Source organism: Micromonospora okii, assembly GCF_020884795.1.
Taxonomy (GTDB): domain Bacteria; phylum Actinomycetota; class Actinomycetes; order Mycobacteriales; family Micromonosporaceae; genus Micromonospora; species Micromonospora okii.
In genome coordinates, this window is sequence record NZ_BBZF01000012.1 from 364,664 (window position 1) to 385,361 (window position 20,698).

The 20,698-nt window shown below is 73.7% G+C and carries 19 protein-coding genes and 1 riboswitch; of the genes, 13 read left to right on the forward strand and 6 right to left on the reverse strand.

The features are described 5' to 3' along the window. The first annotated feature begins 202 nt into the window (after positions 1 to 202). The 3 genes from LPU43_RS01060 to LPU43_RS01070 all read left to right on the forward strand — a co-directional run bounded on the left by LPU43_RS01060 (position 203) and on the right by LPU43_RS01070 (position 3,461). Complete coding sequence (locus LPU43_RS01060) at positions 203 to 649, forward strand: hypothetical protein (RefSeq protein WP_229397891.1); 447 nt, start codon at positions 203 to 205, stop codon at positions 647 to 649. Between the two features lie 164 nt (positions 650 to 813). Beyond that, positions 814 to 1,602: a hypothetical protein gene (locus LPU43_RS01065; RefSeq protein WP_229397893.1), complete on the forward strand. Its 789-nt coding sequence runs from the start codon at positions 814 to 816 to the stop codon at positions 1,600 to 1,602. A 657-nt stretch (positions 1,603 to 2,259) separates the two neighbouring features. Continuing rightward, positions 2,260 to 2,399, forward strand: a riboswitch (cyclic di-AMP (ydaO/yuaA leader). Between the two features lie 234 nt (positions 2,400 to 2,633). Continuing rightward, complete coding sequence (locus tag LPU43_RS01070; RefSeq protein ID WP_229397895.1) at positions 2,634 to 3,461, forward strand: C39 family peptidase; 828 nt, start codon at positions 2,634 to 2,636, stop codon at positions 3,459 to 3,461. 49 nt (positions 3,462 to 3,510) lie between these two features. On the opposite strand, the gene LPU43_RS01075 is transcribed toward LPU43_RS01070, so the two are convergent. The 4 genes from LPU43_RS01075 to LPU43_RS01090 all read right to left on the reverse strand — a co-directional run bounded on the left by LPU43_RS01075 (position 3,511) and on the right by LPU43_RS01090 (position 8,595). Beyond that, entirely contained in the window at positions 3,511 to 5,199 is a 1,689-nt protein-coding gene (locus tag LPU43_RS01075) for a CDP-glycerol glycerophosphotransferase family protein (RefSeq protein WP_229397897.1), read from the reverse strand. Between the two features lie 46 nt (positions 5,200 to 5,245). Further along, positions 5,246 to 6,745: a bifunctional cytidylyltransferase/SDR family oxidoreductase gene (locus LPU43_RS01080; protein ID WP_229397899.1), complete on the reverse strand. Its 1,500-nt coding sequence runs from the start codon at positions 6,743 to 6,745 to the stop codon at positions 5,246 to 5,248. Between the two features lie 142 nt (positions 6,746 to 6,887). Beyond that, positions 6,888 to 7,706 carry an ABC transporter ATP-binding protein gene (locus LPU43_RS01085; protein ID WP_229397901.1) on the reverse strand — a complete coding sequence of 273 codons (819 nt, stop codon included), beginning with the start codon at positions 7,704 to 7,706 and terminating at the stop codon, positions 6,888 to 6,890. Beyond that, complete coding sequence (locus LPU43_RS01090; RefSeq protein ID WP_229397903.1) at positions 7,699 to 8,595, reverse strand: ABC transporter permease; 897 nt, start codon at positions 8,593 to 8,595, stop codon at positions 7,699 to 7,701. The genes LPU43_RS01085 and LPU43_RS01090 overlap by 8 nt, the downstream gene beginning before the upstream one ends. 246 nt (positions 8,596 to 8,841) lie before the next feature. Here LPU43_RS01090 and LPU43_RS01095 point away from each other — a divergent pair, with 246 nt between their 5' ends. Beyond that, positions 8,842 to 9,450 (forward strand): TetR/AcrR family transcriptional regulator, encoded by a 609-nt coding sequence (locus tag LPU43_RS01095; protein ID WP_229398586.1) that lies wholly within the window; start codon positions 8,842 to 8,844, stop codon positions 9,448 to 9,450. Positions 9,451 to 9,495: 45 nt separating this feature from the next. Here the strand turns inward: LPU43_RS01095 and lhgD are convergent, their stop codons facing one another. Beyond that, a complete protein-coding gene (gene lhgD / locus LPU43_RS01100) occupies positions 9,496 to 10,683 on the reverse strand; it encodes an L-2-hydroxyglutarate dehydrogenase (RefSeq protein WP_229397905.1) in 1,188 nt (395 codons plus the stop codon). Positions 10,684 to 10,814: 131 nt separating this feature from the next. On the opposite strand from lhgD, the gene LPU43_RS01105 reads away from it, so the two are divergent. Together LPU43_RS01105 and LPU43_RS01110 are read left to right on the forward strand one after the other, a co-directional pair. Next, the gene (locus tag LPU43_RS01105) at positions 10,815 to 11,960 is read left to right on the forward strand and encodes a DegT/DnrJ/EryC1/StrS family aminotransferase (protein ID WP_229397907.1); all 1,146 of its coding nucleotides are present in this window, start codon (positions 10,815 to 10,817) and stop codon (positions 11,958 to 11,960) included. 29 nt (positions 11,961 to 11,989) lie between these two features. Continuing rightward, positions 11,990 to 12,925: an NAD-dependent epimerase/dehydratase family protein gene (locus LPU43_RS01110; protein ID WP_229397909.1), complete on the forward strand. Its 936-nt coding sequence runs from the start codon at positions 11,990 to 11,992 to the stop codon at positions 12,923 to 12,925. A 132-nt stretch (positions 12,926 to 13,057) separates the two neighbouring features. Here LPU43_RS01110 and LPU43_RS01115 read toward each other — a convergent pair whose 3' ends face one another. Further along, positions 13,058 to 13,762, reverse strand: a complete 705-nt coding sequence (locus tag LPU43_RS01115; RefSeq protein ID WP_229397911.1) for an acyl-ACP--UDP-N-acetylglucosamine O-acyltransferase family protein — start codon at positions 13,760 to 13,762, stop codon at positions 13,058 to 13,060. 318 nt (positions 13,763 to 14,080) lie between these two features. Here LPU43_RS01115 and LPU43_RS01120 point away from each other — a divergent pair, with 318 nt between their 5' ends. From LPU43_RS01120 to LPU43_RS01150, 7 genes are all read left to right on the forward strand, one after another. Then, positions 14,081 to 15,271: a glycosyltransferase family 4 protein gene (locus LPU43_RS01120; RefSeq protein WP_229397913.1), complete on the forward strand. Its 1,191-nt coding sequence runs from the start codon at positions 14,081 to 14,083 to the stop codon at positions 15,269 to 15,271. After that, positions 15,268 to 15,900, forward strand: a complete 633-nt coding sequence (locus tag LPU43_RS01125; RefSeq protein WP_229397915.1) for an acyltransferase — start codon at positions 15,268 to 15,270, stop codon at positions 15,898 to 15,900. Before LPU43_RS01120 ends, LPU43_RS01125 begins: the two co-directional genes overlap by 4 nt. Positions 15,901 to 15,934: 34 nt before the next feature. Next, the gene (locus tag LPU43_RS01130; RefSeq protein WP_229397917.1) at positions 15,935 to 16,174 is read left to right on the forward strand and encodes an acyl carrier protein; all 240 of its coding nucleotides are present in this window, start codon (positions 15,935 to 15,937) and stop codon (positions 16,172 to 16,174) included. Continuing rightward, on the forward strand, positions 16,167 to 16,922 hold the full coding sequence (locus LPU43_RS01135) for an SDR family NAD(P)-dependent oxidoreductase (RefSeq protein WP_229397919.1): 756 nt from the start codon (positions 16,167 to 16,169) through the stop codon (positions 16,920 to 16,922). Before LPU43_RS01130 ends, LPU43_RS01135 begins: the two co-directional genes overlap by 8 nt. Then, entirely contained in the window at positions 16,919 to 18,340 is a 1,422-nt protein-coding gene (locus tag LPU43_RS01140) for an AMP-binding protein (RefSeq protein ID WP_229397921.1), read from the forward strand. The genes LPU43_RS01135 and LPU43_RS01140 overlap by 4 nt, the downstream gene beginning before the upstream one ends. Continuing rightward, the gene (locus LPU43_RS01145; protein ID WP_229397923.1) at positions 18,337 to 19,383 is read left to right on the forward strand and encodes a LuxE/PaaK family acyltransferase; all 1,047 of its coding nucleotides are present in this window, start codon (positions 18,337 to 18,339) and stop codon (positions 19,381 to 19,383) included. The genes LPU43_RS01140 and LPU43_RS01145 overlap by 4 nt, the downstream gene beginning before the upstream one ends. A gap of 76 nt (positions 19,384 to 19,459) precedes the next feature. Next, complete coding sequence (locus LPU43_RS01150) at positions 19,460 to 20,698, forward strand: acyl-CoA reductase (RefSeq protein ID WP_229397925.1); 1,239 nt, start codon at positions 19,460 to 19,462, stop codon at positions 20,696 to 20,698.

Genomic DNA, 20,698 nt, shown 5'->3' on the forward strand with positions numbered 1-20,698 from the left:
CGCGCTCGGTTTCCTGCTGTTGAACCTCGGGCTGGCCGCGCTGCTGCACCGCTTCGTGGAGATGCCGCTGACCCGGCGGCTCGGGCCGCCCCGCAAGCCCCGGCCGCCGGCCCGCGCCGGCGGGGGCGAACGGGGGAACGGAACCGTACGACACGCCGACTGACGACGCCCCGTACGGCCGGTGTGACGGTAGCGTGGGCGCGTGCTTCACATCGCGTTGACCTGCCCCCCGTGGTGGGTCGCGCGCTGGACGGCGCGGATGCTGACCAGCCTGGCCGTCGTGCTGGCCTTCTCCCTCGGCGCCACGTCGCTGCCGTTCGACGCGGCCGTCCCCGCCGACGTCGCCGGCCCGGTGGCCCCGGCCTGGTCCCCGCCCGGATTCCCGACTGCCGGCCTTTCGCCCGCCGCCACGCCCGCCGGCTCCGCCCCCACGACCGTCAGCGCCCCCAAGGCCGTCAGCGCCCGGACGGCCGGCTCCGTCGCCACCGACAGCACCGTCCCGACGGCCGGCGTCGACGCCCTCGGCCCTGCCGACGCCGCGTGGCCCGCGCCGGCCGGGCCGTCGGTCGCCGTCGCGGCCGGGTCGCAGCAGGCCCCGGCCGGGTCGGCCCCGGCGGCGTCCGGCCCGCGAGCGCCCCCGCGCGCCTGAGCCCACGGCGGGCCGCGCCCGCCCCCGCTCGCACTCCCCGAAGCTCGTCCTTTCCCCGAAGCTCGTCGCCGCACCGCCCGGCCGGGCCGCGCCGCCCCGCGCGTCCCCCGGCCGCGGCCTGCGGAAGACCTGTTCCCGCGACCTCTTCCCGCGAGGTGCCGACCATGGACGTCGTTCTCCACCAGTTCCTCTCCGGGGTGCCGCTGGCCACCGCCATCTGGTCCCTGCTGCTCGTGGTGGCGCTCACCGTGCTCACCGTGCTGGCCGCCCGCCCGACCCGGGAACTGCCCGCCGAGGAGGCCGCCGCGCCCGCCCCCGGCGGGGCCGCCGAGGAGGTTGCCGACCAACGCCGGTACGCCGAGGAGGCCGCCGACCTGCGCCGGTACGCCGAGGAGGTGGCCGTGGCCGCCGCCGGCGCCGCCCAGAACGCCCACCGCCGGCGCGCCGCCTGGATCGCCGCTCAGGACGCGGTCGAGCGGGCCTGGCGGGCGTACGACGAGGCCGACGCCGTCGCCCGGCGCTTCCGCGACGCGGGGGCCCTGCCGACGCCGCAGACCCCGCGCACCCCCGCCGAGTACGCGGCCCGGGAACGCTGGCTGCACCACGCGGCCACGGCCGCCCACCTGCGGGGTGAGCTCTCCATCCGGCAGCTCTGCGACGTCCTCGCCCACCGGGGCGGCTGGAACCCCCGGCTGCACCCGGTCGAGCAGGAGGTCGTCCTGGCGCGCGTGGCGCGCGACGGGAGGCTGGCCCGGTACCGGGTGGCCGCCGAGCGGGAGCGCGCCGCCTGGCGCGACGCCGAGTCGGCCGCCGGGGCCGCCCGGGCGCTGGCCGCCGAGGCGTACGCGGCGGCCGAGCGGGCCCGCCCGGCCCGGGTCCCCGCCGCCCGCCCGGCGACGGCGGCCGATCGCCCCGTCTCGGCCGCCCGCTGGCGTCCGGCCCGGATCGGCTGAGCCTGTCCCGTCCCCCGGCGCGCCGCCCCGCGCCCCCTCACCGCCCCCGGGCCCGCCCAGCAGCGTGGTACCGCCGGCCGGGGCCCCGTGCGTGACGGCCGGAGCGGCGGAGCGGCGGAGCTTGCTCGCGGCGATCGAGGTGACGGAGCGGCCGAAGCCCACTTGCGGCGCGATCGAGGTGACGGGGCGGCCGGAGTGGGCCGGGTGGGTTTCGCTCGGCTCCTTTGGAGCTGATGTCGTGGACGGATCGCCTTCCACGACGGCGCGGACGACTGTGCCCCGACGTCACGAACGACTCAGCTCCAAAGGATCCGAAACGATGGTGGTCGGGCGACCGAGGGGGCAGGTCGGCCACGCCGGCTGGGATCGGCCCCGCGCCGATTCGGTGAGCCCGGTCACATGGCCCGGGAAACGGGCACCGGGCACCGTTGCGGGCGATAGGCGCGGGTAATTCCCCGACGATCGCCACCGCCTGTCCGGTTCTTCACCCGACGAGCCGGACAGGCCCCTCATCCCATTGAGTAGCGTCAGTTCCCCAATGTGCCGAAAGAAAGTCGCACGGAGGACGTTTGCGCAGGTGGGGCAGGGTTGGCGCGGCCCGGAGCGGCCAGTAGTGTCGGCGCGTCCGGCGCGGTACCCGTTCGCATCCGGCGACGCCGCGTCGACCCGCTCAATCGTGACCAACACGAACCGGGGACCCAGCACGTCCGGGGTGAATCCGCGGGCCACGGCCCGAGGTAGGGCGACTTCCCGCCCGAACCCGTCAGCTAACCCGGTAGGCGGTGTCGGAAGGAGTTCCATCCTCGTGCAGCACGACCCCACCCCTCGGTCGTTCCTCCACCACGGTGCCGTGGTGCCCGCGTCCGTCGCCGTCGAGGCGACGCACTGACCGTCGCACCCCGCCCGTACGCCCGGCTGACCGGGCGTCTTCCCGCAGCGGTGCCCACCGGCCGTGGACCTCGGCGTCCGCGCCCGTGCGACGACGCACGCCCCCGGGTGCCAGCTTCCCGCCCCGTACCGTGGAGGAACACGTGAACCACCCCGTCAAGCGGCGACTGCGGCGGCTCGCCACGCAGCGCCCGTACCAGATCGCCGCCGGCTCGGCCGCCGCGTTCCTGCTGGCCTCCGGCACCGGCGCGCTGCTCGTCACCACCGACGACGCCCCCGCCCCCCGGCAGACCAACAACGCCGCCGTGACCGACGTCGCGCCCCGCCCCGCCGGCGCGGGGGGCCCCACGCGGGCGGCCGCCCCGCCGTCGCCGACCGCCACCTCGGCCGCCCCGGACCCCGACCTGACCACCAGGGCCGCCCCGGAGCGGGCCACGGCGAAGCCGGTCGCTGCGAGGACCCCGTCGTCCAAGGTGCTCAAGTACGACTACGCGGCCCAGAGCACGTACTACTACTGCGGCCCCGCCGCCGTGCGCAACGCGCTCTCCGCCACCGGCGTCAAGGCCACCCAGGACGACCTGGCCGACGACCTCGGCACCACCGAGATGGGGACCAACTCGGCCGAGGACACCACGCGGGTGCTCAACGAGATGGTCAAGGGCGACCCGTACCGGACCCGGACGATCCCGGGCGGCGCCGCCACCACCGCCCAGGCCGAGCGGCTCCGGACCGACGTGGTGGCGGCCCTCAGCGCCGGGCGCGCCGTCGTGGTCAACATCGCCGGTTCGGCCACCGACGTCGACGGCGGCTGGCACTCCTTCCCCGGCGGGCACTACGTCGCCGTCGTCGGCTACCGCGACGGCGGGCGCACCGTCCGGATCGCCGACTCGGCCGACCCGTCCGTCCCCGCGTACTGGATCACCACCACCGCCCTGGCCCACTGGGCCGCCACCCGCGGCTACTCGGCCTGACCCCGGGCCACCCCGGCCCGGCCCCGTCGGACCGCGCGATCGGCAACGGTCAGCGAGGTGCGGCGGGAGCCGGGCGCGGGGCCGGCGGGGCCCAGGCCGGGTCCAGCTCGCGGCGGGCCGCCGCGAGGAACGCCTCGGCGTACGACTCGACGGGGAAGTCGCCCAGGTAGCGGGTGCGGGTGGACCAGCGGGCCGCCGCCCGGGGGTCGGTGTCGAGCAGGTCGTCCAGCACCGCGTCGAGGTTGCCCGCGTCGCGGCGCAGCACGTAGCCGGAGCCGGCCAGCGGGAACCGCTCCACGAACCGGTCGCCGTCGCCGCCCATGTCGGTGACCGCGTACGGCTTGCCGGAGTAGAGGTAGTCGGAGATGACCCCGGAGACGTCCGAGATCAGCGCGTCGGAGCGGTTCACGCAGTCGACCAGCGACAGCTCCCGGCTCGCCGCCGCCCCCCAGACGTGCTGGCGGCCGGTGCGGGTCCGGTCCGCGGCGAGCAGCTCCACCAGGCGGGCGAGCTGCCGCGCCGACGCCGGGTTCTGCGAGGTGTACGGGTGGGCGCGCAGGATCACCGTCGCCCCCCGGGCGAGCAGCCCCCGCACGATCGTCTCGCCGACCGGCAGCGAGCAGTAGTTCGCGTCGGCGTGGTGCCCCGTCCACGTCGGGGTGTAGAGCACCGTCGGGTTCGTCAGGCCGGTTACCTGCGCGCGGCGTACCTCGATCGACTCGACCTGCGGGCGGCCGACCACGACGAACTTCTCCGCCGGGATGTCCACCCCGGCGCGGGCGTACCGGTCGATCGCGGCCTGGCCCGCCACGAAGTTCCTGTCGAAGATCGCCGTGACCGGGTTGGCGCTGGGCGCCTTGTCGCTGTCGCCGTGGTGGATCTGGATGTGGGTGAGCTGGTTGAACCGGATGCAGTGGCTGTTCTTCGCGCCGTGGTTGACGTAGAAGGCCACCTTCAGGCTCGGCACCAGCGCCTCGTCCATCGCCTTCAGCGTCGGGCAGTAGACCACCGGCGCGCTCGTGGCCGCCGCGATCGGGGCGAGGAACTCCGGCTCCCGCACCATCACCAGGAACGGCCGGCCGATCCGCTCCAGGTACGGCAGCCACATGGTGACCTGGTACTCCGACCCGGGCGGGGCGGAGAAGTGCAGCAGGAACTCCGGCTGGTGCGCCCGCAGCGCCCGGGTCACCGCCCCGCCGGCGGAGCCCGGCCGGAAGCGGCGGCGGGCCAGGTCCAGCGCCACCGCGCCGACGCCCGCGCCGACGACCAGCGCCAGCAGCAGGGCGACGAACGCCGGCAGCACCAGCGCGGCGGCCAGCGCGACGGCGGCCAGCAGCACCAGCAGGGCGTCGCCGAGCCGGGACGCCACCAGCGGGGTCCACGACCGCACCGGCAGGTTGGCGGCCCGGATCTCCAGGTCGCCGGCCTGCCGCAGCGGACCCACGAGCAGCACCAGCCCGAGCAGGACCAGGGCCGTGGCGGCCAGCGCCGGGTCGAAGCCGTCGTCGAGGCGGCGGGCGTACCCGACCAGGACGCCGGCCGCGAGCAGCACCGACTCGGCGGTGCTGTCGGCCGCCGGCCGGACCCGGCGCTCCCAGGCGGCGGCGGCCAGGGCCGCCACCGCGAGGGCCAAGCCCCAGCCGGTCGCGCCGGTCAGCGCGAGGACGAGGAACGCCAGCACCGCCAGGCCGGTGGCCGCCACCCGGGCGGCCAGCTTCCTGACCAGGTCACCACGCATGTCGCTTCCGCTTCTCTCGCCCCGTCGGCGGCTCGTCGGCCGGGGGTCAGCCGGCCGTCACGGGAGCGCCGGGCTTGGCGCCCTGACCGGGCACGGTCGCGGCGGGCTGCTCGCCCGGCGCCCGGCGTACGTCGATGACCTGCCCGGTCAGCTCGGAGATCAGCACGTCCAGCGACGACTGGGCGACGGTCTCGGCGGCGAGCAGGGTGTGCTCCGGCTCCTCGCCGAACGCCTTGGTGCGCATCGGGGTGGCGGTGCGCTCCGGGTTGATGCAGTTGACCCGCACGCCCAGCTCGGCCCACTCGTCGGACAGCGCCTGGGTCAGGTTGACCAGGGCGGCCTTGGTGGCCGAGTAGAGCGCGTAGCGGGCCCGCCCCCGGGTGTAGGAGCTGGAGGTGTAGAGCAGGAGCTGGCCCTTGGTCTGCCGCAGGTACGGCAGGGACTGCCGGGCGATGGTGACCGGGCCGACGAAGTTGACGTGCAGGACGCGGTCCATCGTCTCCTGGTCCATCTCCGCCAGCTCGCCCTTCTCCAGGATGCCGGCGGTGACGACCACGTGGTCGATGCGGCCGGTGGCCTCGAAGGCGGTCTTCAGCGCCGCCTCCACGTCGGCGGCCCGCTCGACGTGGGTGCCGGTGGTGGAGCGGCTGAACGGGAAGACCTGGGCGCCGTAGCGGCGGGCCAGCTCGGTCAGCTCGTGGCCGATGCCGTAGCTGCCGCCGAAGACGACGATGGTCCGCCCGGTCAGCTCCTCGGTGTAGGCGCGATCGGTGGGCCGGGGGGCCTGCGCGGCGGCGAGCTGGAAGAGCTTGTCCGCCAGGTGCACGTCGACCGGGTGGGTGACCTTGATGTTCTCGTCCGAGCCGTCGATCACCTTGATCGGGGTGCCGGGCAGGTAGCGCAGCACCACGCCGCAGTCGTCGGTGGCGGCGAAGTCCGGGTCGCTCTCGGCGATCCGGTACGCCTCGCGGATCGTGCCCGAGCGGAACGCCTGCGGGGTCTGCCCCCGGCGCAGCGTGGAGCGGACGGGGATGTCGGTGATGCAGTCGTCGGCGTCGACCTGGATGATCGTGTCGGCCGAGGGGATCGCCACGTCGACGGCGGCGTACGTCCAGAGCGCGTTGACGCACTCCCGGACGATCCGGCCGCTGAGCAGCGGGCGCACCGCGTCGTGGAAGAGGATGTTGACGTCGCCCTCGCCGACGGCGTCGAGGGCGATGCGGGTGGTGGCGTTGCGGGTGTCGCCCCCGGCGATGACCTTGCTGACCTTGCGGAAGCCGGCCTTGTCGACGATCTGCTGGGCCTCGTCGACGTGCCCGGTGGCCATCAGCACGATGATCTCGTCGATCTCGGGGGCCGCCTCGAAGACCGCCAGGGTGTGCTCGATGATCGGCTTGCCGGCGATCTTCAGGAGCTGCTTCGGGATGCCCAGGCCGAGCCGGGTTCCGGTGCCGCCGGCCAGCACCACCGCCACCGTCCGCGAGGGCCGCCAGGGCGCCGGGTTCTCCGGTGCGGCGTCCGGGCCAGTGGTGTGGTCCTGCGTCATTGCCGAATCCTCACTCTCGGGGAAGCACAACGTCGGGCTGTGACCGCACGGCGGCCGGGTGAACCATAACGCGCCCACCGCATCGCCCCCAGGGACGACGCGGTGGGCGGCACCCGCACGACGGCGTGCGGGTGCCGGAAACCTATTTGCCGTTGGAGAAGTCCTCGTACGCGCGCAGCACCTCGTCGGTGGGGCCGTCCATCCGCAGCACGCCCGACTCCAGCCAGATCGTCCGCTCGCAGGTGTCCCGGACGGAGGAGAGCTGGTGGCTGACCAGGAACACCGTGCCGGCGCTCTCCCGCAGCTCGCGGACCCGCTTCTCGCTGCGCTTGCGGAAGCCCTTGTCGCCGGTGGCGAGGGCCTCGTCGATCAGCAGCACGTCGTGCTTCTTCGCCGCCGCGATGGAGAACCGCAGCCGGGCCGCCATGCCGGAGGAGTACGTCTTCATGGGCAGCGAGGCGAAGTCGCCGCGCTGGTTGATCCCGGAGAACTCGATGATCTCCGGGGCCATCCGCTGCACGTCGTCGGGGCGCATGCCCATGGCGAGGCAGCCCAGCGTGACGTTGCGCTCGCCGGAGAGGTCGTTGAGCAGGGCGGCGTTGACGCCGAGCAGGGACGGCTGGCCCTGCGTGTAGACGGCGCCCCGGTTGACCGGCAGCAGGCCGGCGATGGCCCGCAGCAGGGTGGACTTGCCGGAGCCGTTGCTGCCGATGAGCCCGATCGCCTCGCCCCGGTACGCGGTGAAGCTGACCCCCTTGACCGCGTGCACCTCGCGGATGTTCGGCGCGGAGGAGCGCGACACGATCCGCTTCAGCGCGGCGACCGGGCTGCTGCCGCCGGTGCCGCCCTTGTGCACCCGGTAGATCACGTGCGCGTCGTCGACCACCACGGTCGGGATGCGCTCGGTGATCCTCGGCAGCGTCACGGTGACGTCGTTGGACGCCTCGATGTGCTCAGCCACGGCCGTACTCCTGTTCGCCCCGCCAGAAGTAGATGAAACCACCCACGCCCATCACGACCGCCCACCCCACCGCGTAGGACCACGCCTGCCACAGCGAGGAGCTGAGCAGCGGCGCGCCCTCCAGCAGCGCGTGCCGGGCCAGCTCGATGTAGACGAGCATCGGGTTCGCCTCGACGATCCGGGTCGCCCAGGCGGGCAGGTTCTCCTCGAACAGCGCCACGTTGTAGAGCACGCCGGAGCCGTACATCCAGGTGCGCAGCAGGAAGGGCATGACCTGCTTGAGGTCGGCGATCTTCGAGCCCGCCCGGGCCAGGGCCATCGTGAGCCCGGCGTTGAAGACCGCCTGGAGCAGCACGATCGGCACCAGCAGCAGCCACTCGACGGTGATCGGCTCGCCGGTGACCAGCACGATGCCGAGCAGCACCACCAGCGAGGCCAGTAGCTGCTGGAACTGGGTGAGCATGACGGCCAGCGGCAGGCAGGCCCGGGGGAAGTGCAGCGCCCGGATCAGCCCCAGGTTGCTGGTGATCGACTGGGTGCCCTGCTGCGCCGCGGTCTGGGTGAAGTTGAAGATGAACAGCCCGGCGGTGAGGTACGCGATGAAGTTCGGGATGCTGTTCTGCTTCAGTACCAGGCCGAAGATCAGGTAGTAGACCGCCGCGTTGGTCAGCGGGGTCAGCACCTGCCAGAGCTGCCCGAGCCGGGCGCTGCTGAACGAGGCGACCAGCTTGGCGTTGGAGTACGCCGCGATGAAGTGCCGGTACGCCCACAGGCGGCGGGTGTACTCCGCCAGGGACGGCCGCTCGCCGGCGACCCGCAGCCCGTACCGGGCGGCCAGCTGCGCCTGGGTCAGGCCGGCGTCGGGGTCGGCCAGCGCGGTGTTGGCCATGGGATGGGCGCTCCGATCTTGTCGTACCAACGGGATGCGGGCGACGACGGATTTCGAGCGTGGCCGGTGCGGGGGAGCGCCGCCGCCTCGTCGCTGCGTGGAAGGTAGTCCATAAACACGTCGGGACGCAACCGTAGCGTCGTTGCGCTACATTGTCCCACGTGACCGCCGAGAAGAGCCTTCCGTGACACCCGACAGGAGTCTGCCGTGACCACGGCCAAGAGGCGCGCGCCGGCCGGCGCGGCCGTGCTCCGCGGCGAGATCACCACCGCCATCCGGCGCGCCCTGATGCAGGAACTCGCCGCCGTCGGCTACGGCCGGCTCTCCATCGAGGCCGTCGCCCGGCGGGCCGGGGTCAGCAAGACCGCGATCTACCGGCGGTGGAACTCGAAGCTGGAACTGGTCGTCGAGATCGTCGTCGCCGCGGCGGGAAGCAAGCTGCCGTCGCTGGACACCGGCAGCCTACGTGGTGACCTCAGTCTCATCTTCCAGGTGGTCGCCCACGCGCTGAGCCACCCGCTGGCCTCGCAGATAGTCCCCGACCTGCTGGCCGAGGCCGCCCGCAACCCCGAGATCGACGAGACCCTCCAGGCGGTGCTGCGGGCCAAGCAGCAGGAGATCGGCGGGTCGCTCGTGGCGCGGGCCGTCCAGCGCGGCGAGCTGCCCGCCGACACCGACCCCGAGGCCGCCGTGGACCTCATCGTCGGGCCGCTCTACTGGCGGCTCGCGATCACCCGCGCCGTGCCCACCGGGGCGTACCTCGACGCGCTGGTCGAGTCCGTGGCGGCCGGGCTCGGCGCCGCCCCGGCCGTGCCCCGGCAGCGGGACGCGGTCGCGCCCGCCGCCCCGGCCTGAGCCCGGGGTGCCACCCGGCGGCCCGGGGTGGCCGCCCGGCGGCGGTCAGTCCACCGGCAGCCGGGAGACGATGTGCCGGGCGATCTCCAGCGAGCTGGTGGCGGCGGGGGAGGGCGCGTTGAGCACGTGCACCTGCCGCCGTGCCTCGACGATCAGGAAGTCGTCGACGAGGCCGCCGTCGGGCAGGATCGCCTGGGCGCGCACCCCCGCGCCGGCCCGCACGATGTCGGCCGGGGTCAGCTCCGGCACCAGCCGGGCCAGGCTCGCGGCGAACCTCCGCTTCGACAGCGACCGGGCCACCTCCGTCAGGCCGTACCGGTAGTGCCGGCGGCCCAGCGCCCACAGCCCCCGGTAGGAGAGCTCGTCCCAGACGTCCCGGGGGCTGACCCGTCCCCACGAGTACCCCTCCCGCGCGGTGGCCAGCACGGCGTTCGGCCCGGCGTGCACACTGCCGTCGATCATCTTCGTCAGGTGCACCCCGAGGAACGGGAACTGCGGGTCCGGCACCGGGTAGATCAGCCCCCGCACCAGGTCGCGGCGCTGCGGGGTCAGCTCGTAGTACTCGCCCCGGAACGGCACGATCCGCACCGGGGTGGGCACCCCCGCCAGCCGGGAGATCCGGTCGGCGTGCAGGCCCGCGCAGTTGATCAGCACGTCCGCGACCACCTCGCCGCCGGTGGTGCCCACCACCACGCCCTCGGGCCGGTCGGTGACCCCGGTCACCTCCGTGCGGGTGCGCAGGTCGGCCCCGGCGGCGGCGAGCAGCTCGGCCAGCCTGCGGCAGACCGCCCCGAAGTCGACGATCCCCGTCGAGGCGACGTGCAGCGCGGCGACGGCCGCCACGTGCGGCTCGTACCCGGCGGCCTCGGCGGCATCGATCAGCCGCACCGGCAGGCCGTTGGCCACCGCCCGCTCGTGCAGGGCGCGCAGGCGGGGCACCTCCGCCGGGTCGGTGGCGACGATCAGCTTCCCGCAGACCTCGTACGCCAGGCCGTGCTCGGCGCAGAACTCCACCATGGACGCGCTGCCGGCCCGGCACATCGTCGCCTTGAGGCTGCCCGGCTTGTAGTAGACGCCGGCGTGGATGACGCCCGAGTTGTGGCCGGTCTGGTGCGCCGCCCAGCCCGCCTCCTTCTCCAGCACGGTGACGGAGTCACCGGGGCGGTCGGTCATTAGCCGGTGCGCCACCGCCAGGCCGACGATGCCGCCACCCACGACCACGAACCTCGTCATCTGATCCCCCTGCCCGCCTGCGTCCGGCCCCGCGAACGACGACCGATGGTAACCACGACCCGGCATGCCCGATTCGTCTCCGCCGGTCGGGGGTGGCCTACACTCACCGGGTCCGTCTTCGAGGGAGCCACATGTCAGACGACGTCATCGCGCTCGGCCAGCCCACCGTCGGTGAGGCGGAGCTCGCGGCGATCGCCGAGGTGTTCGCCTCCGGCTGGCTGGCCGGCGCCGGCCCGACCTGCCGCCGGTTCGAGGAGCGGTTCGCCGCCGCCACCGGCACCGCCGCAGCGCTGGCGACGAACAACTGCGGCTCGGCCCTGCACCTGGCCCTGCTCACCCTGGGCGCCGGCGCGGGCGACGAGGTCATCGTCGGTGACTACACCTTCCCGGCGACCGGCCACGCGGTGATGTGGACCGGCGCGCGGCCGGTCTTCGCCGACGTCCGCCCCGACATCTGGACGGTCGACCCGGCCGCCGTCGAGGCCGCGATCACCCCCCGCACCGTCGGCATCGTCGCCGTGGACGTCGCCGGGCAGCCCGCCGACTACGACGAGCTGCGCGCCATCGCCGACCGGCACAAGCTCTTCCTGGTCGAGGACGCCGCGTGCGCGGCGGGCGCGACCTACCGGGGCCGACCGGCGGGCAGCCTGGCCGACGTGGCCGCGTTCAGCTTCCACGGGCGCAAGGGCATCACCGCAGGCGAGGGCGGGGCGCTCACCTCCGACCGGGAGGACCTGGTCGCCCACGCGCGCAAGCTGCACACGTACGGCATCGAGGGGGCGCTGACCCGGGCCGCCTCCACCGACCTGCCGATCCCCACCTTCGACGAGCTGGGCTACAACTACCGGCTCTCCGACGTCGCCGCCGCGATCATGCTCGCCCAGCTCGACCGGCTGCCCGACCTGCTGGCCACCAAGCGGCGCATCGCCGCCCGCTACGGCGAGCTGCTCAAGGGCCTCGACCTGGTCACCGTGCCGGCCGAGCTGCCCGACCGGGAACACCCGTGGCAGGCGTACATCCTCACCCTCGCCCCCTCCGTGGACCGGGGCGCGGTGGCGACCCGGCTGCGCCAGCGCGGCGTGCAGTGCAACTTCGGCACGTACGCCTCGCACGTGCAGCCGCTCTACGGCGAGCCGGCCCACCCCTGCCCGGTGTCGGCCGACGTCTTCGCCCGCCACCTCGCGATCCCCATGCACGCCAACCTGACCGAGGAGCAGGTCGACCGGGTCGCCGCGACCGTGCGCGAGGTCGTCACCGCGGTCGCCGCCGGCCGCTGAGCCGGCCTGAAGAAGGGAAACCGATCCGCATGGCCAAGAAGGTCCTCATCACCGGCGGCGCGGGCTTCATCGGCCTGCACGTCATCCCGCTGCTGCTGGAGAAGGGCTACGAGGTCCGCATCCTCGACAACATGGCCCGCGGCGACCGGGCCCGGGTGAACGAGCTGGTCGAGACCGGCAAGGTCGAACTGGTCGAGCAGGACGTGCGCTACGGCGGCGCGGTGCACCACGCGATGCGGGGGTGCAGCCACGTCATCCACTTCGCGACCGTCTCGATCAACAAGAGCCAGGCCGACCCGTACGAGTCGATCGACATCAACATGGTCGGCAACAACAACGTCTTCGCCGCCGCCGCCGACCACGGCGTCCAGCGGCTGGTGTTCGCCTCCTCCGCGTCGGTGTACGGCGACCCGAAGAAGCTGCCGATGCACGAGGACGACGCGCTGGACCCGCTCACCCCGTACTGCATCTCGAAGCGCGCCGGTGAGGACCTGCTCGGCTTCTACCAGCGCAGCAAGGGCCTGTCCTGGGTGGCGCTGCGCTTCTTCAACGTGTACGGCCCGGGCCAGAAGATCGAGGCGTACTACACCAGCGTCATCAACACCTTCATCCAGCGGCTGCGCGCCGGGCAGGCCCCGATCATCGACGGCAAGGGCGAGCAGTCGATGGACTTCATCCACGTCACCGACCTGGCCCGGGGCGTGGTCGCCGCCCTGGAGTCGGAGCGGGACAACATGCCGGTCAACATCGGCACCGGCGTGGACACCTCCATCGCCCAGCTCACCAAGATCCTGATCCAGGCGGTGGGCACCGACGTGGAGCCCATCTTCAACCCGCGCGACGTGCTGGTCAGCCGGCGGGCCGCCGACATCACCCGGGCCCGCGAGGTGCTCGGCTGGGAGCCCCGGATCAGCGTCGAGGAGGGCATGCACGAGCTGGTCCGCAACTCGACGCCGGCCAGCTGACCTCTTCCCGCGACGTCCCGTGCCGGTGCCGACTCCGGTCGGCGCCGGCACCCGCATGAGACGCCGGGCTGCCGGTCGAGACCCGAACGGGCTCGACGGGACGACCCGGGCCCGTCCTCGCGGTGGCCAGGGTCAGGTGGCCGGGGCGATGCTCCTGCTCCACGCGTCCAGTTCGGCGGCGACCCTGTCGGGCAGACCCACAGGCAGCTCGGCACGTCCCTTGAGGTGCTGCTCGAACGCGTCGACCACTTCCTCGGAGCAGCCGCGGCGGGAAAGCCCGACCCGGTTCACGCCGGTCACCCGGGCCGGGTTGCCGACCGCGATGGTGAACGGCTCGATCGTGCGGCGCACCGCCGAGCCCATGCCGACCATCGCGCCGGGACCGATGTGACCGCGCTGGTGCACCACCGTGCCGAGGCCGAGGTTGGCCCAGGACCACACCCGGGTGTGCCCGCCCAACTGCACGGCGGCGGCCAGGGTCACCCCGTCCCGGAGCACACAGTCGTGCCCGACCTGACTGCGGGACAGCAGGTAACAGTCGTCGCCCAGCTCGGTGGTCTCCTGGACGCCCTGGTGCACGGTGACGAACTCGCGGAGGGTGTTCCTGTCGCCGATCACGACACCGGCCCCCTCGCGCCCGCCGTCGGTGTCCCACGCCCTCGGGTGGGGGCCGCCGCGGTACTCCGCGGGCGTGCCGACGACCACGTGCGGCCCGATCCAGTTGCCGCTGCCGATCCGGGTCGGCCCCACGATCACGCTGTACGGTCCGACGACGTTGTCGTCGCCGAACTCCACATCGGCCCCGATCACGGCGGTCGGGTGGATGCTGTTCGTCATGCTTGTCCGCTCTGCCCGGGGTGTTCGGCTCATGGTCGCCGGTCGTCCCGGCCGGCACCGGTCGGAGAGCCTACCGGATGGGCTTTCCCACCCCGGTCCACGAACGGCCTTGGTGCTCCATCCGCGCTGGTCACGCGAGGTAGTTGCGCCATTCCGCCGCGCGATCGGCGGTGTGGGACGCAGTCGTCGGCGGGGCGTCTCACTGCGGTAGCGTGGGCTGGCGGCGCCTCCGTGAATCCCCGGCGAGCCCGTACGATCCCGGGTGGATCCGGACCTTTCGCCCCCGCCCCCACACCGACCTCGACAGGAGTTACCGCTGTGCGGATCGCGGTCGTCAACAACTTCTTCCCCCCGCGTCCCGGCGGAAGCTCCCACCTCTCGGCGGCGTTGGCGGAACGCTACGCCGCCGCCGGTCACGAGGTGCTGGTCCTGACGGCCGCCTACCGGGACGCGCCGGCGGAGGAGGAGCGTGACGGCTACCGGGTGGTGCGGCTGCCCGCCATGCCGATGCCCAAGCTCGGCCTCTCCATCGACTTCGACATGGCCTTCGCCCTCGCCCGACCCGGAAACCTGCGTCGGGTGTCCCGACTGCTGGCCGAGTTCCGGCCGGACGTCATCCACCAGCACGGCCAGTTCTTCGACCTGAGCTGGATCTCGGGGCGGTACGCGCGCCGGCACCAGGTTCCGGTGCTGCTGTCCATCCACACCCGACTGGAGAGCCCGGACCCGAAGTATGCGGCCCTGTTCCGGCTGCTCGACCGGTTCCTGGTAAGGCCTTTGATCCGCCGGTTCCGTCCCCGCTACGTCATCATGGACGAGTTGGCCGCCCACTACTGCGCGCAGCGTTACGGGGCGACCACGGCAGACTTCGAGTACATCCCGGTGGCGGTGGAGCCCAGCCGTTTCGACGGCGCGCCGGAGCTGGACGTGCGCGCCCGGCACGGGATCGGCGACGGGCCGCTGATCGTGTCGCTGGGGCACGTTATCCCGCTGCGCGACCGGCTGGCCCTGGTGGAGGCGCTGCCGACCGTTCTGGCCAAGCACCCGGGCACGAAGGTCATGGTCATCGGCCGGGTCTACTACGACGCGTACGCCAGGCGCGCCGCCGAGCTGGGCGTCTCCGACGCTGTCATCAGCACCGGCGTCGTCCCGTCGGCCGACGTGCCGGCCTACTTCGCCGCCGCCGACGTGGTGGCCCACGACCTTCAGGGCGGCGGCTTCGGCACGGCCAGCCTGGAGGCGATGGCCTCCGGCCGGGCGACGATCGGTACGGTCACCGAGACCAACTTTCCGGCCGTGCGCCTGCGCAACTGGGAGAACTTCGTGCTGGTCCGCCCGAACGACCCGGCCGACCTCGCGGACGCCGTGATCCGGTTGCTCGACGAGCCGGAGGAGCGGGAGTGGATCGCCAAGCGCCAGCGCGACCTGGTGTACTCCCACTTCACGCTGGACGTGGTCACCCGCCAGCACCTGGCGGCCTTCGACCGGATGGTGGGGGAGAAGAAGTGAGCGTGTTCTCGGCCGACGAGCGCAGCAACCGGCTGCGCAACGGCATCCTCGACGACTTCGTCGGCGGCCTGCTCAACGACGTGGAGCGGGCCCGGTACCTCGGCCTGCCCGAGACCACCCGCATCCGGGAGCGGACGAAGATCGTCAGCCCGGAGAACCTGGTCATGGGCGAACACTGCTGGATCGGGGAGAACACCGTCCTGGACGCCAGCGGCGGCCTGGAGATCGGTGACCACACCAGCATCGGGCTCAACTGCCTGGTCTTCACCCACTCCAGTTGGCTGGCGAACATGATGCTGGAGAACCATTCCGGCAGCGACCTCATCGAGCGCAAGCCCGTGAAGATCGGCAAGGGTTGCTTCATCGGCGGCAACAGCGTGATCATGATGGGAGTCACCATCGGTGACTGCGCCACGATCAACCCGCTGTCGGTGGTGACCAAGGACGTCCCGGCCTACAGTCTGGTGTCGGGCAACCCCGCCCGGGTGTTCCAACGCTACGACCAGGAGTACATCCGGGCCCAGGCCGAACGTGTGCGGGCCGAGAACGCCGCCCTGCGCGCGGAGGCACAGGCGCGGGGGGAGAACCCCGTCTGGGGGTCGCCCCCGCGCCGCAGTGACGGCCAGTGACCAACCTCGAGCGAGCTACGGAGAAGACACGATCATGAGCCTGACCGACCGCCTGCGCGGCGTCTTCGTCGACGCCCTGGAGCTGCCCGAGGGCACCGACGTGGAGAACCTGAACTACCGCGGGATCGAGCAGTGGGACTCCCTCGGCCACATGACCCTCGTCGCCGCGATCGAGGACGAGTTCGACGTCCAGCTCGACACCGAGCAGGTCATCGACATGAGCAGCTTCAAGGTCGCCCTCGACATGCTGCGGGGCCTGGGCGTCGATGAGTGAGCTGACCGGCCGGGTGGCCCTGGTCACCGGCGGGACCCGCGGCATCGGCCTGGCCACCGCCCGCGCGCTGGCCGGGGCGGGTGCCACGGTCGTCCTCACCGGCCGCGACGCCGGCCGCGCCGAGGCGGTGGCCAAGGAGTTCGGCGCGCACGGGCTGGGCCTGGACGTCGCCGACTTCGACGCGGTCGGCGCCGCGGTGAAGCAGGTGACCGCCGAGCACGGCGGGCTGGACGTGCTGGTCGCCAACGCCGGGATCATGGAGAGCGGGCTGCTCGGCATGCTGCGCGCCGACGACGTGCGCCGCACCCTGGACGTCAACGTCGCCGGTGCGGTCGCGGCCGTCCAGGCGGCCGGCCGGGCGATGGCCCGCAAGCGCCGGGGCGCCGACGGCACCGAGCGGCGGGGCGGCTCCGTCGTGCTGCTCGCCTCGGTCGTCGGCACGTACGGCGCGGCCGGCCAGTCGGTGTACGCGGCGTCGAAGGCCGCCGTCGCCGCGCTGGCCCGCTCCGCCGCCCGCGAACTGGGCCCCCGGGGCATCCGGGTCAACGCCGTCGCCCCCGGGGTGATCCGCACCGACCTGACCGCCGCGCTGCCGGCCGAGGTGCTGGAGCGGCAGGCGTCGGCGGCGGCGCTCGGTCGGCTCGGCGAGCCCGACGAGGTGGCCGACGTGATCCGCTTCCTGGCCGGTGACGCGGCCCGCTACGTGACGGGGCAGGTGCTCGGCGTCGACGGGGGGCTCCTGCCGTGAGCCTGGTCGCACCGACCGCCCGCCTGATCGACGCCGCCAGCGGGGCCGTGCTCGGCGGCCCCGACCTCGCCGCCGAGGTGGACCGGCACGCCGCCGCGTACGCCGGGTTCCCGCCCGGGGTGGTCTTCGCGCGCAGCGGCACGTCGGTGCCGGCGGTGCTGCGGTACGCCGGCGCGTGGCGCGCCGGCCGCCCGGTGGCCCTGCTCGACCCGGGGCTGGACCCGGCGGTGCTGGCCGACTTCGTCGGGCGCTTCTGCCCGGCCGTGGTGGTGGGCCTGGCCGAGGGCGGCGCGGGCGCGACCCCGGGCGAGCTGCCCAAGCGGTACCGCGCGGTCGACGACCCGACCCTGGGGCCGGTCTGGGTCCGCGAGGGCGCCTGCGCCGACCAGCCCCACCCCGACCTCGCCGTGCTGCTGGCGACGTCCGGCTCGACCGGGGACCCGAGGTTCGTCCGGTTGTCCCGCGCGGCCGTGGAGTCCAACGCGGCGGCCGTGGCGCGGGCGCTGGCGGTCGGCCCGGACGAGGTCGCCCCCACCAGCCTGCCTCTGTACTACAGCTTCGGCATGTCTGTGCTCAACAGCCACCTGGCCGCCGGCGCGACCGTCCTCGTCGTCGACGGCGGGGTGCTGGCTCGCGAGTTCTGGCAGGCCGTGGCGGCGCACGGCGCGACGTCGCTGGCCGGGGTGCCCTACAACTACGAGATGCTGCACCGCATCCGGTGGAGCCCCGCGAAGTACCCCTCGCTGCGCACCCTCACCCAGGCCGGCGGCCGGCTGCGCGACGAGCTGGTCCTCGCCTTCCACGAGAAGATCACCGCGCTGGGCGGTCGGTTCCACGTCATGTGGGGCTGCACCGAGGCGTCGCCCCGGATGAGCACCCTGCCGGCCGACGCGCTGCCCGAGCGGGTCGGCTCGGTCGGCCCGGCGCTGGACGGCGGCTCGTTCACCGTGCTCGGCCCCGACGGCGCGGAGACCGACCGCCCCGGCGTCGTCGGCGAGCTGGTCTATCGTGGCCCGAACGTGATGATGGGGTACGCCGAGAACGCGGCCGACCTGGCCCGGGGCGACGAGCTGGGCGGGGTGCTGCGCACCGGGGACCTCGGCCACCTCGACGGCGACGGGTTCGTGTGGCTGCGTGGGCGGCTCAAGCGGTTCGGCAAGGTCTTCGGCGTCCGGGTGAACCTGCACGACATCGAGGAGCTGGCCCGCGACCACGGGCCGGTCGCGGCCGTCTCCGGCCCGGACCGGGTGGTGCTCTACGCCGAGCAGATCACCGACGACGACGCGCGGGCCCTGGCCGGCCGGCTGTCCGAGCGGCTGCGGCTGCACCGTTCCGGCTTCGACGTGCGTACCGTCGAGCGGTTGCCGCAGCTACCCAGCGGCAAGATCGACTACCGCTCCCTGGAGGCGCTGGGATGACCCTGTTCACCCTCGACCAGGCGGCCCGCGAGGCGCGGCTGCTGCCGGAGCTGGTCGAGCTGACCGAGCACCACCGCGCCCGCAGCCCCGAGTACGCCCGGCTGCTCGCCGCCCTCGGCCACCCGCCCGGCCGCCGGTACGACCGCCTCGCCGACCTGCCCTGGCTGCCGGTGCGGCTGTTCAAGCACCACGTCCTCAAAAGCATCCCCGACGACGAGGTCTTCAAGGTGCTCACCTCCTCCGGCACCACCGGGGACGTGAGCCGGATCTTCCTGGACCGGGAGGCCGCCGGCCTCCAGCAGAAGATGCTCTCCGCCACGCTGGGCGCGGTGACCGGGCCCAAGCGGCTGCCGATGCTGCTGGTCGACACGAGGGCGCTGTTCAAGAACCGCGCGTCGTTCTCCGCCCGGGGCGCCGGGGTGCTCGGCCTGATGAACTTCGGCCGGGACCACACCTTCGTCCTCGACGAGCAGGAGCGGCCCGACCCGGAGGCGGTGCGCGCCTTCCTCGACCGGCACGGCGACCGGCCGTTCCTCATCTTCGGCTTCACCTTCATGACCTGGCTCTACCTCTACGAGCTGGCCCGCGAGCACTCGTTCGACCTGAGCAACGGCATCCTCATCCACAGCGGCGGCTGGAAGAAGCTGGTCGACCGCGCGGTGGACAACGCCGAGTTCCGCCGCCGCCTCACCGCCGACACCGGCCTGCGGCGCATCCACAACTTCTACGGCATGGTCGAGCAGATCGGCACCACCTTCCTGGAGGGGCCCGACGGCGGCGGGCTCTACTGCCCGGACTTCGCCGACGTCATCGTCCGCGACCCGCGCACCTGGGCGGAGGTGCCGGCCGGCACCCCCGGGGTGGTGCAGGTGGTCAGCACGATGCCCCGCTCGTACCCGGGGCACCTCCTGCTCACCGAGGACCGGGGCGTCGTGCGGGGCGTCGACGACGGCGCCTGGCCCGGCAAGCGGTTCGAGATCCTGGGCCGGCTGCCCCGCGCCGAGGCGCGCGGATGCAGCGACACCTTCGCGGAGGCGGCGTGAGCGAGCGCAGCGAGCGAATCAACGGACACGGTGCGTTGGTGTCTCATGCCGGCGCCGAGCGCAGCGAGGTGCGGGCATGAGCGGCAAGGTCATCGAGCGGTTCCCGGCCGGAGGCGCGATCGCCGTCGACGACCTGGTCGCCGCGCTGGGCGCGGCCCCGGCGGGCGGGCCGCTGACCGTCGGGGACGAGCGGGTCGTGGAGTTCCTGGTGGCGTTCGCCCGGCGGCTGCTGCGCCCGGCCGTCGCCCGCCGGCACCCGGAGCTGGCCTCGCTCGGCTTCTTCCTGCGCCGGGGCGAGATCGGCAGGGCCCTCGCCCGGGTGGCCGACGAACCCGGGCAGCTCCGCTTCCCCCGGGGGCTGGTCTTCCACGTGCCGCCCGCCAACGTGGACACCATCTTCGTCTACTCGTGGGCGCTGTCCGCGCTGGCCGGCAACGCCAACGTCGTGCGGATCTCGTCGCGCTCCGCCGGGGCCGCCGACGCGGTGCTCGACGCGCTCGGCGACACCCTCACCGACGCCCACGAGGCGGTCCGGCAGACCCAGCGGATGGTCACGTACGGCCGGGACGACGCGGTGACCGCCGCGCTGTCGGCCGCCGCCGACCTGCGGGTGGTCTGGGGCGGCGACCGGTCGGTGACCGAGATCCGCCGGCATCCGCTCGCCCCGCACGCCCGGGACCTCACCTTCCCGGACCGGTCGTCGTTCACCGTCATCGGCGCGGCCGGCTGGCTGGCCGCCGACGAGCGGGACCGCGACGCCGCCGCCCTCGGCCTCTACAACGACTCGTACTGGTTCGACCAGGCCGCCTGCGCCTCCCCGCGCGCCGTGTACTGGGTCGGCGACCCGGCCGCCACGGAGGCCGCGCGGGCGGACCTGCTGGCCCGGCTGCGCGCGGTGCTCGACGGCAAGCGGCCCGAGATCGACGCCGCGATGGCGGTGGAGAAGCGGGTGGCCACCTACGGCCTGGCCGTCGAGGGGGCGGCCACGGCCGTCCACTTCGACGGCAACGACCTGGCGACGGTGGAGCTGGCCGGGCCGGGCGACATCCCGCGCCGGTGGCTCGGCGTCGGGACGTTCCCACAGGCCCGGGTCGACACCCTCGCCGACCTCGCGCCGGTGGTGGTCCGCCGGGACCAGACCGTCACCCACTTCGGGTTCACCGCCGACGAGCTGGTCGCCTTCGCCCGCGCGCTCGGCGGCCGGGGGGTGGACCGCATCGTCCCGGTCGGCGACGCGCTGAACTTCGCCGCCACCTGGGACGGCTACGACCTGATGCGCGAGTTCACCCGGATCACCAGCGTCGTCGCCCGCTGA

Coding starts and splice junctions, on each gene's coding strand:
- LPU43_RS01065 (WP_229397893.1), top strand. CDS start 814: ATGGACGTCGTTCTCCACCAGTTCCTCTCCGGGGTGCCGCTGGCCACC.
- LPU43_RS01075 (WP_229397897.1), bottom strand. CDS start 5,199: ATGCGTGGTGACCTGGTCAGGAAGCTGGCCGCCCGGGTGGCGGCCACC.
- LPU43_RS01080 (WP_229397899.1), bottom strand. CDS start 6,745: ATGACGCAGGACCACACCACTGGCCCGGACGCCGCACCGGAGAACCCG.
- LPU43_RS01090 (WP_229397903.1), bottom strand. CDS start 8,595: ATGGCCAACACCGCGCTGGCCGACCCCGACGCCGGCCTGACCCAGGCG.
- lhgD (WP_229397905.1), bottom strand. CDS start 10,683: ATGACGAGGTTCGTGGTCGTGGGTGGCGGCATCGTCGGCCTGGCGGTG.
- LPU43_RS01105 (WP_229397907.1), top strand. CDS start 10,815: ATGTCAGACGACGTCATCGCGCTCGGCCAGCCCACCGTCGGTGAGGCG.
- LPU43_RS01110 (WP_229397909.1), top strand. CDS start 11,990: ATGGCCAAGAAGGTCCTCATCACCGGCGGCGCGGGCTTCATCGGCCTG.
- LPU43_RS01115 (WP_229397911.1), bottom strand. CDS start 13,762: ATGACGAACAGCATCCACCCGACCGCCGTGATCGGGGCCGATGTGGAG.
- LPU43_RS01130 (WP_229397917.1), top strand. CDS start 15,935: ATGAGCCTGACCGACCGCCTGCGCGGCGTCTTCGTCGACGCCCTGGAG.
- LPU43_RS01135 (WP_229397919.1), top strand. CDS start 16,167: ATGAGTGAGCTGACCGGCCGGGTGGCCCTGGTCACCGGCGGGACCCGC.
- LPU43_RS01145 (WP_229397923.1), top strand. CDS start 18,337: ATGACCCTGTTCACCCTCGACCAGGCGGCCCGCGAGGCGCGGCTGCTG.
- LPU43_RS01150 (WP_229397925.1), top strand. CDS start 19,460: ATGAGCGGCAAGGTCATCGAGCGGTTCCCGGCCGGAGGCGCGATCGCC.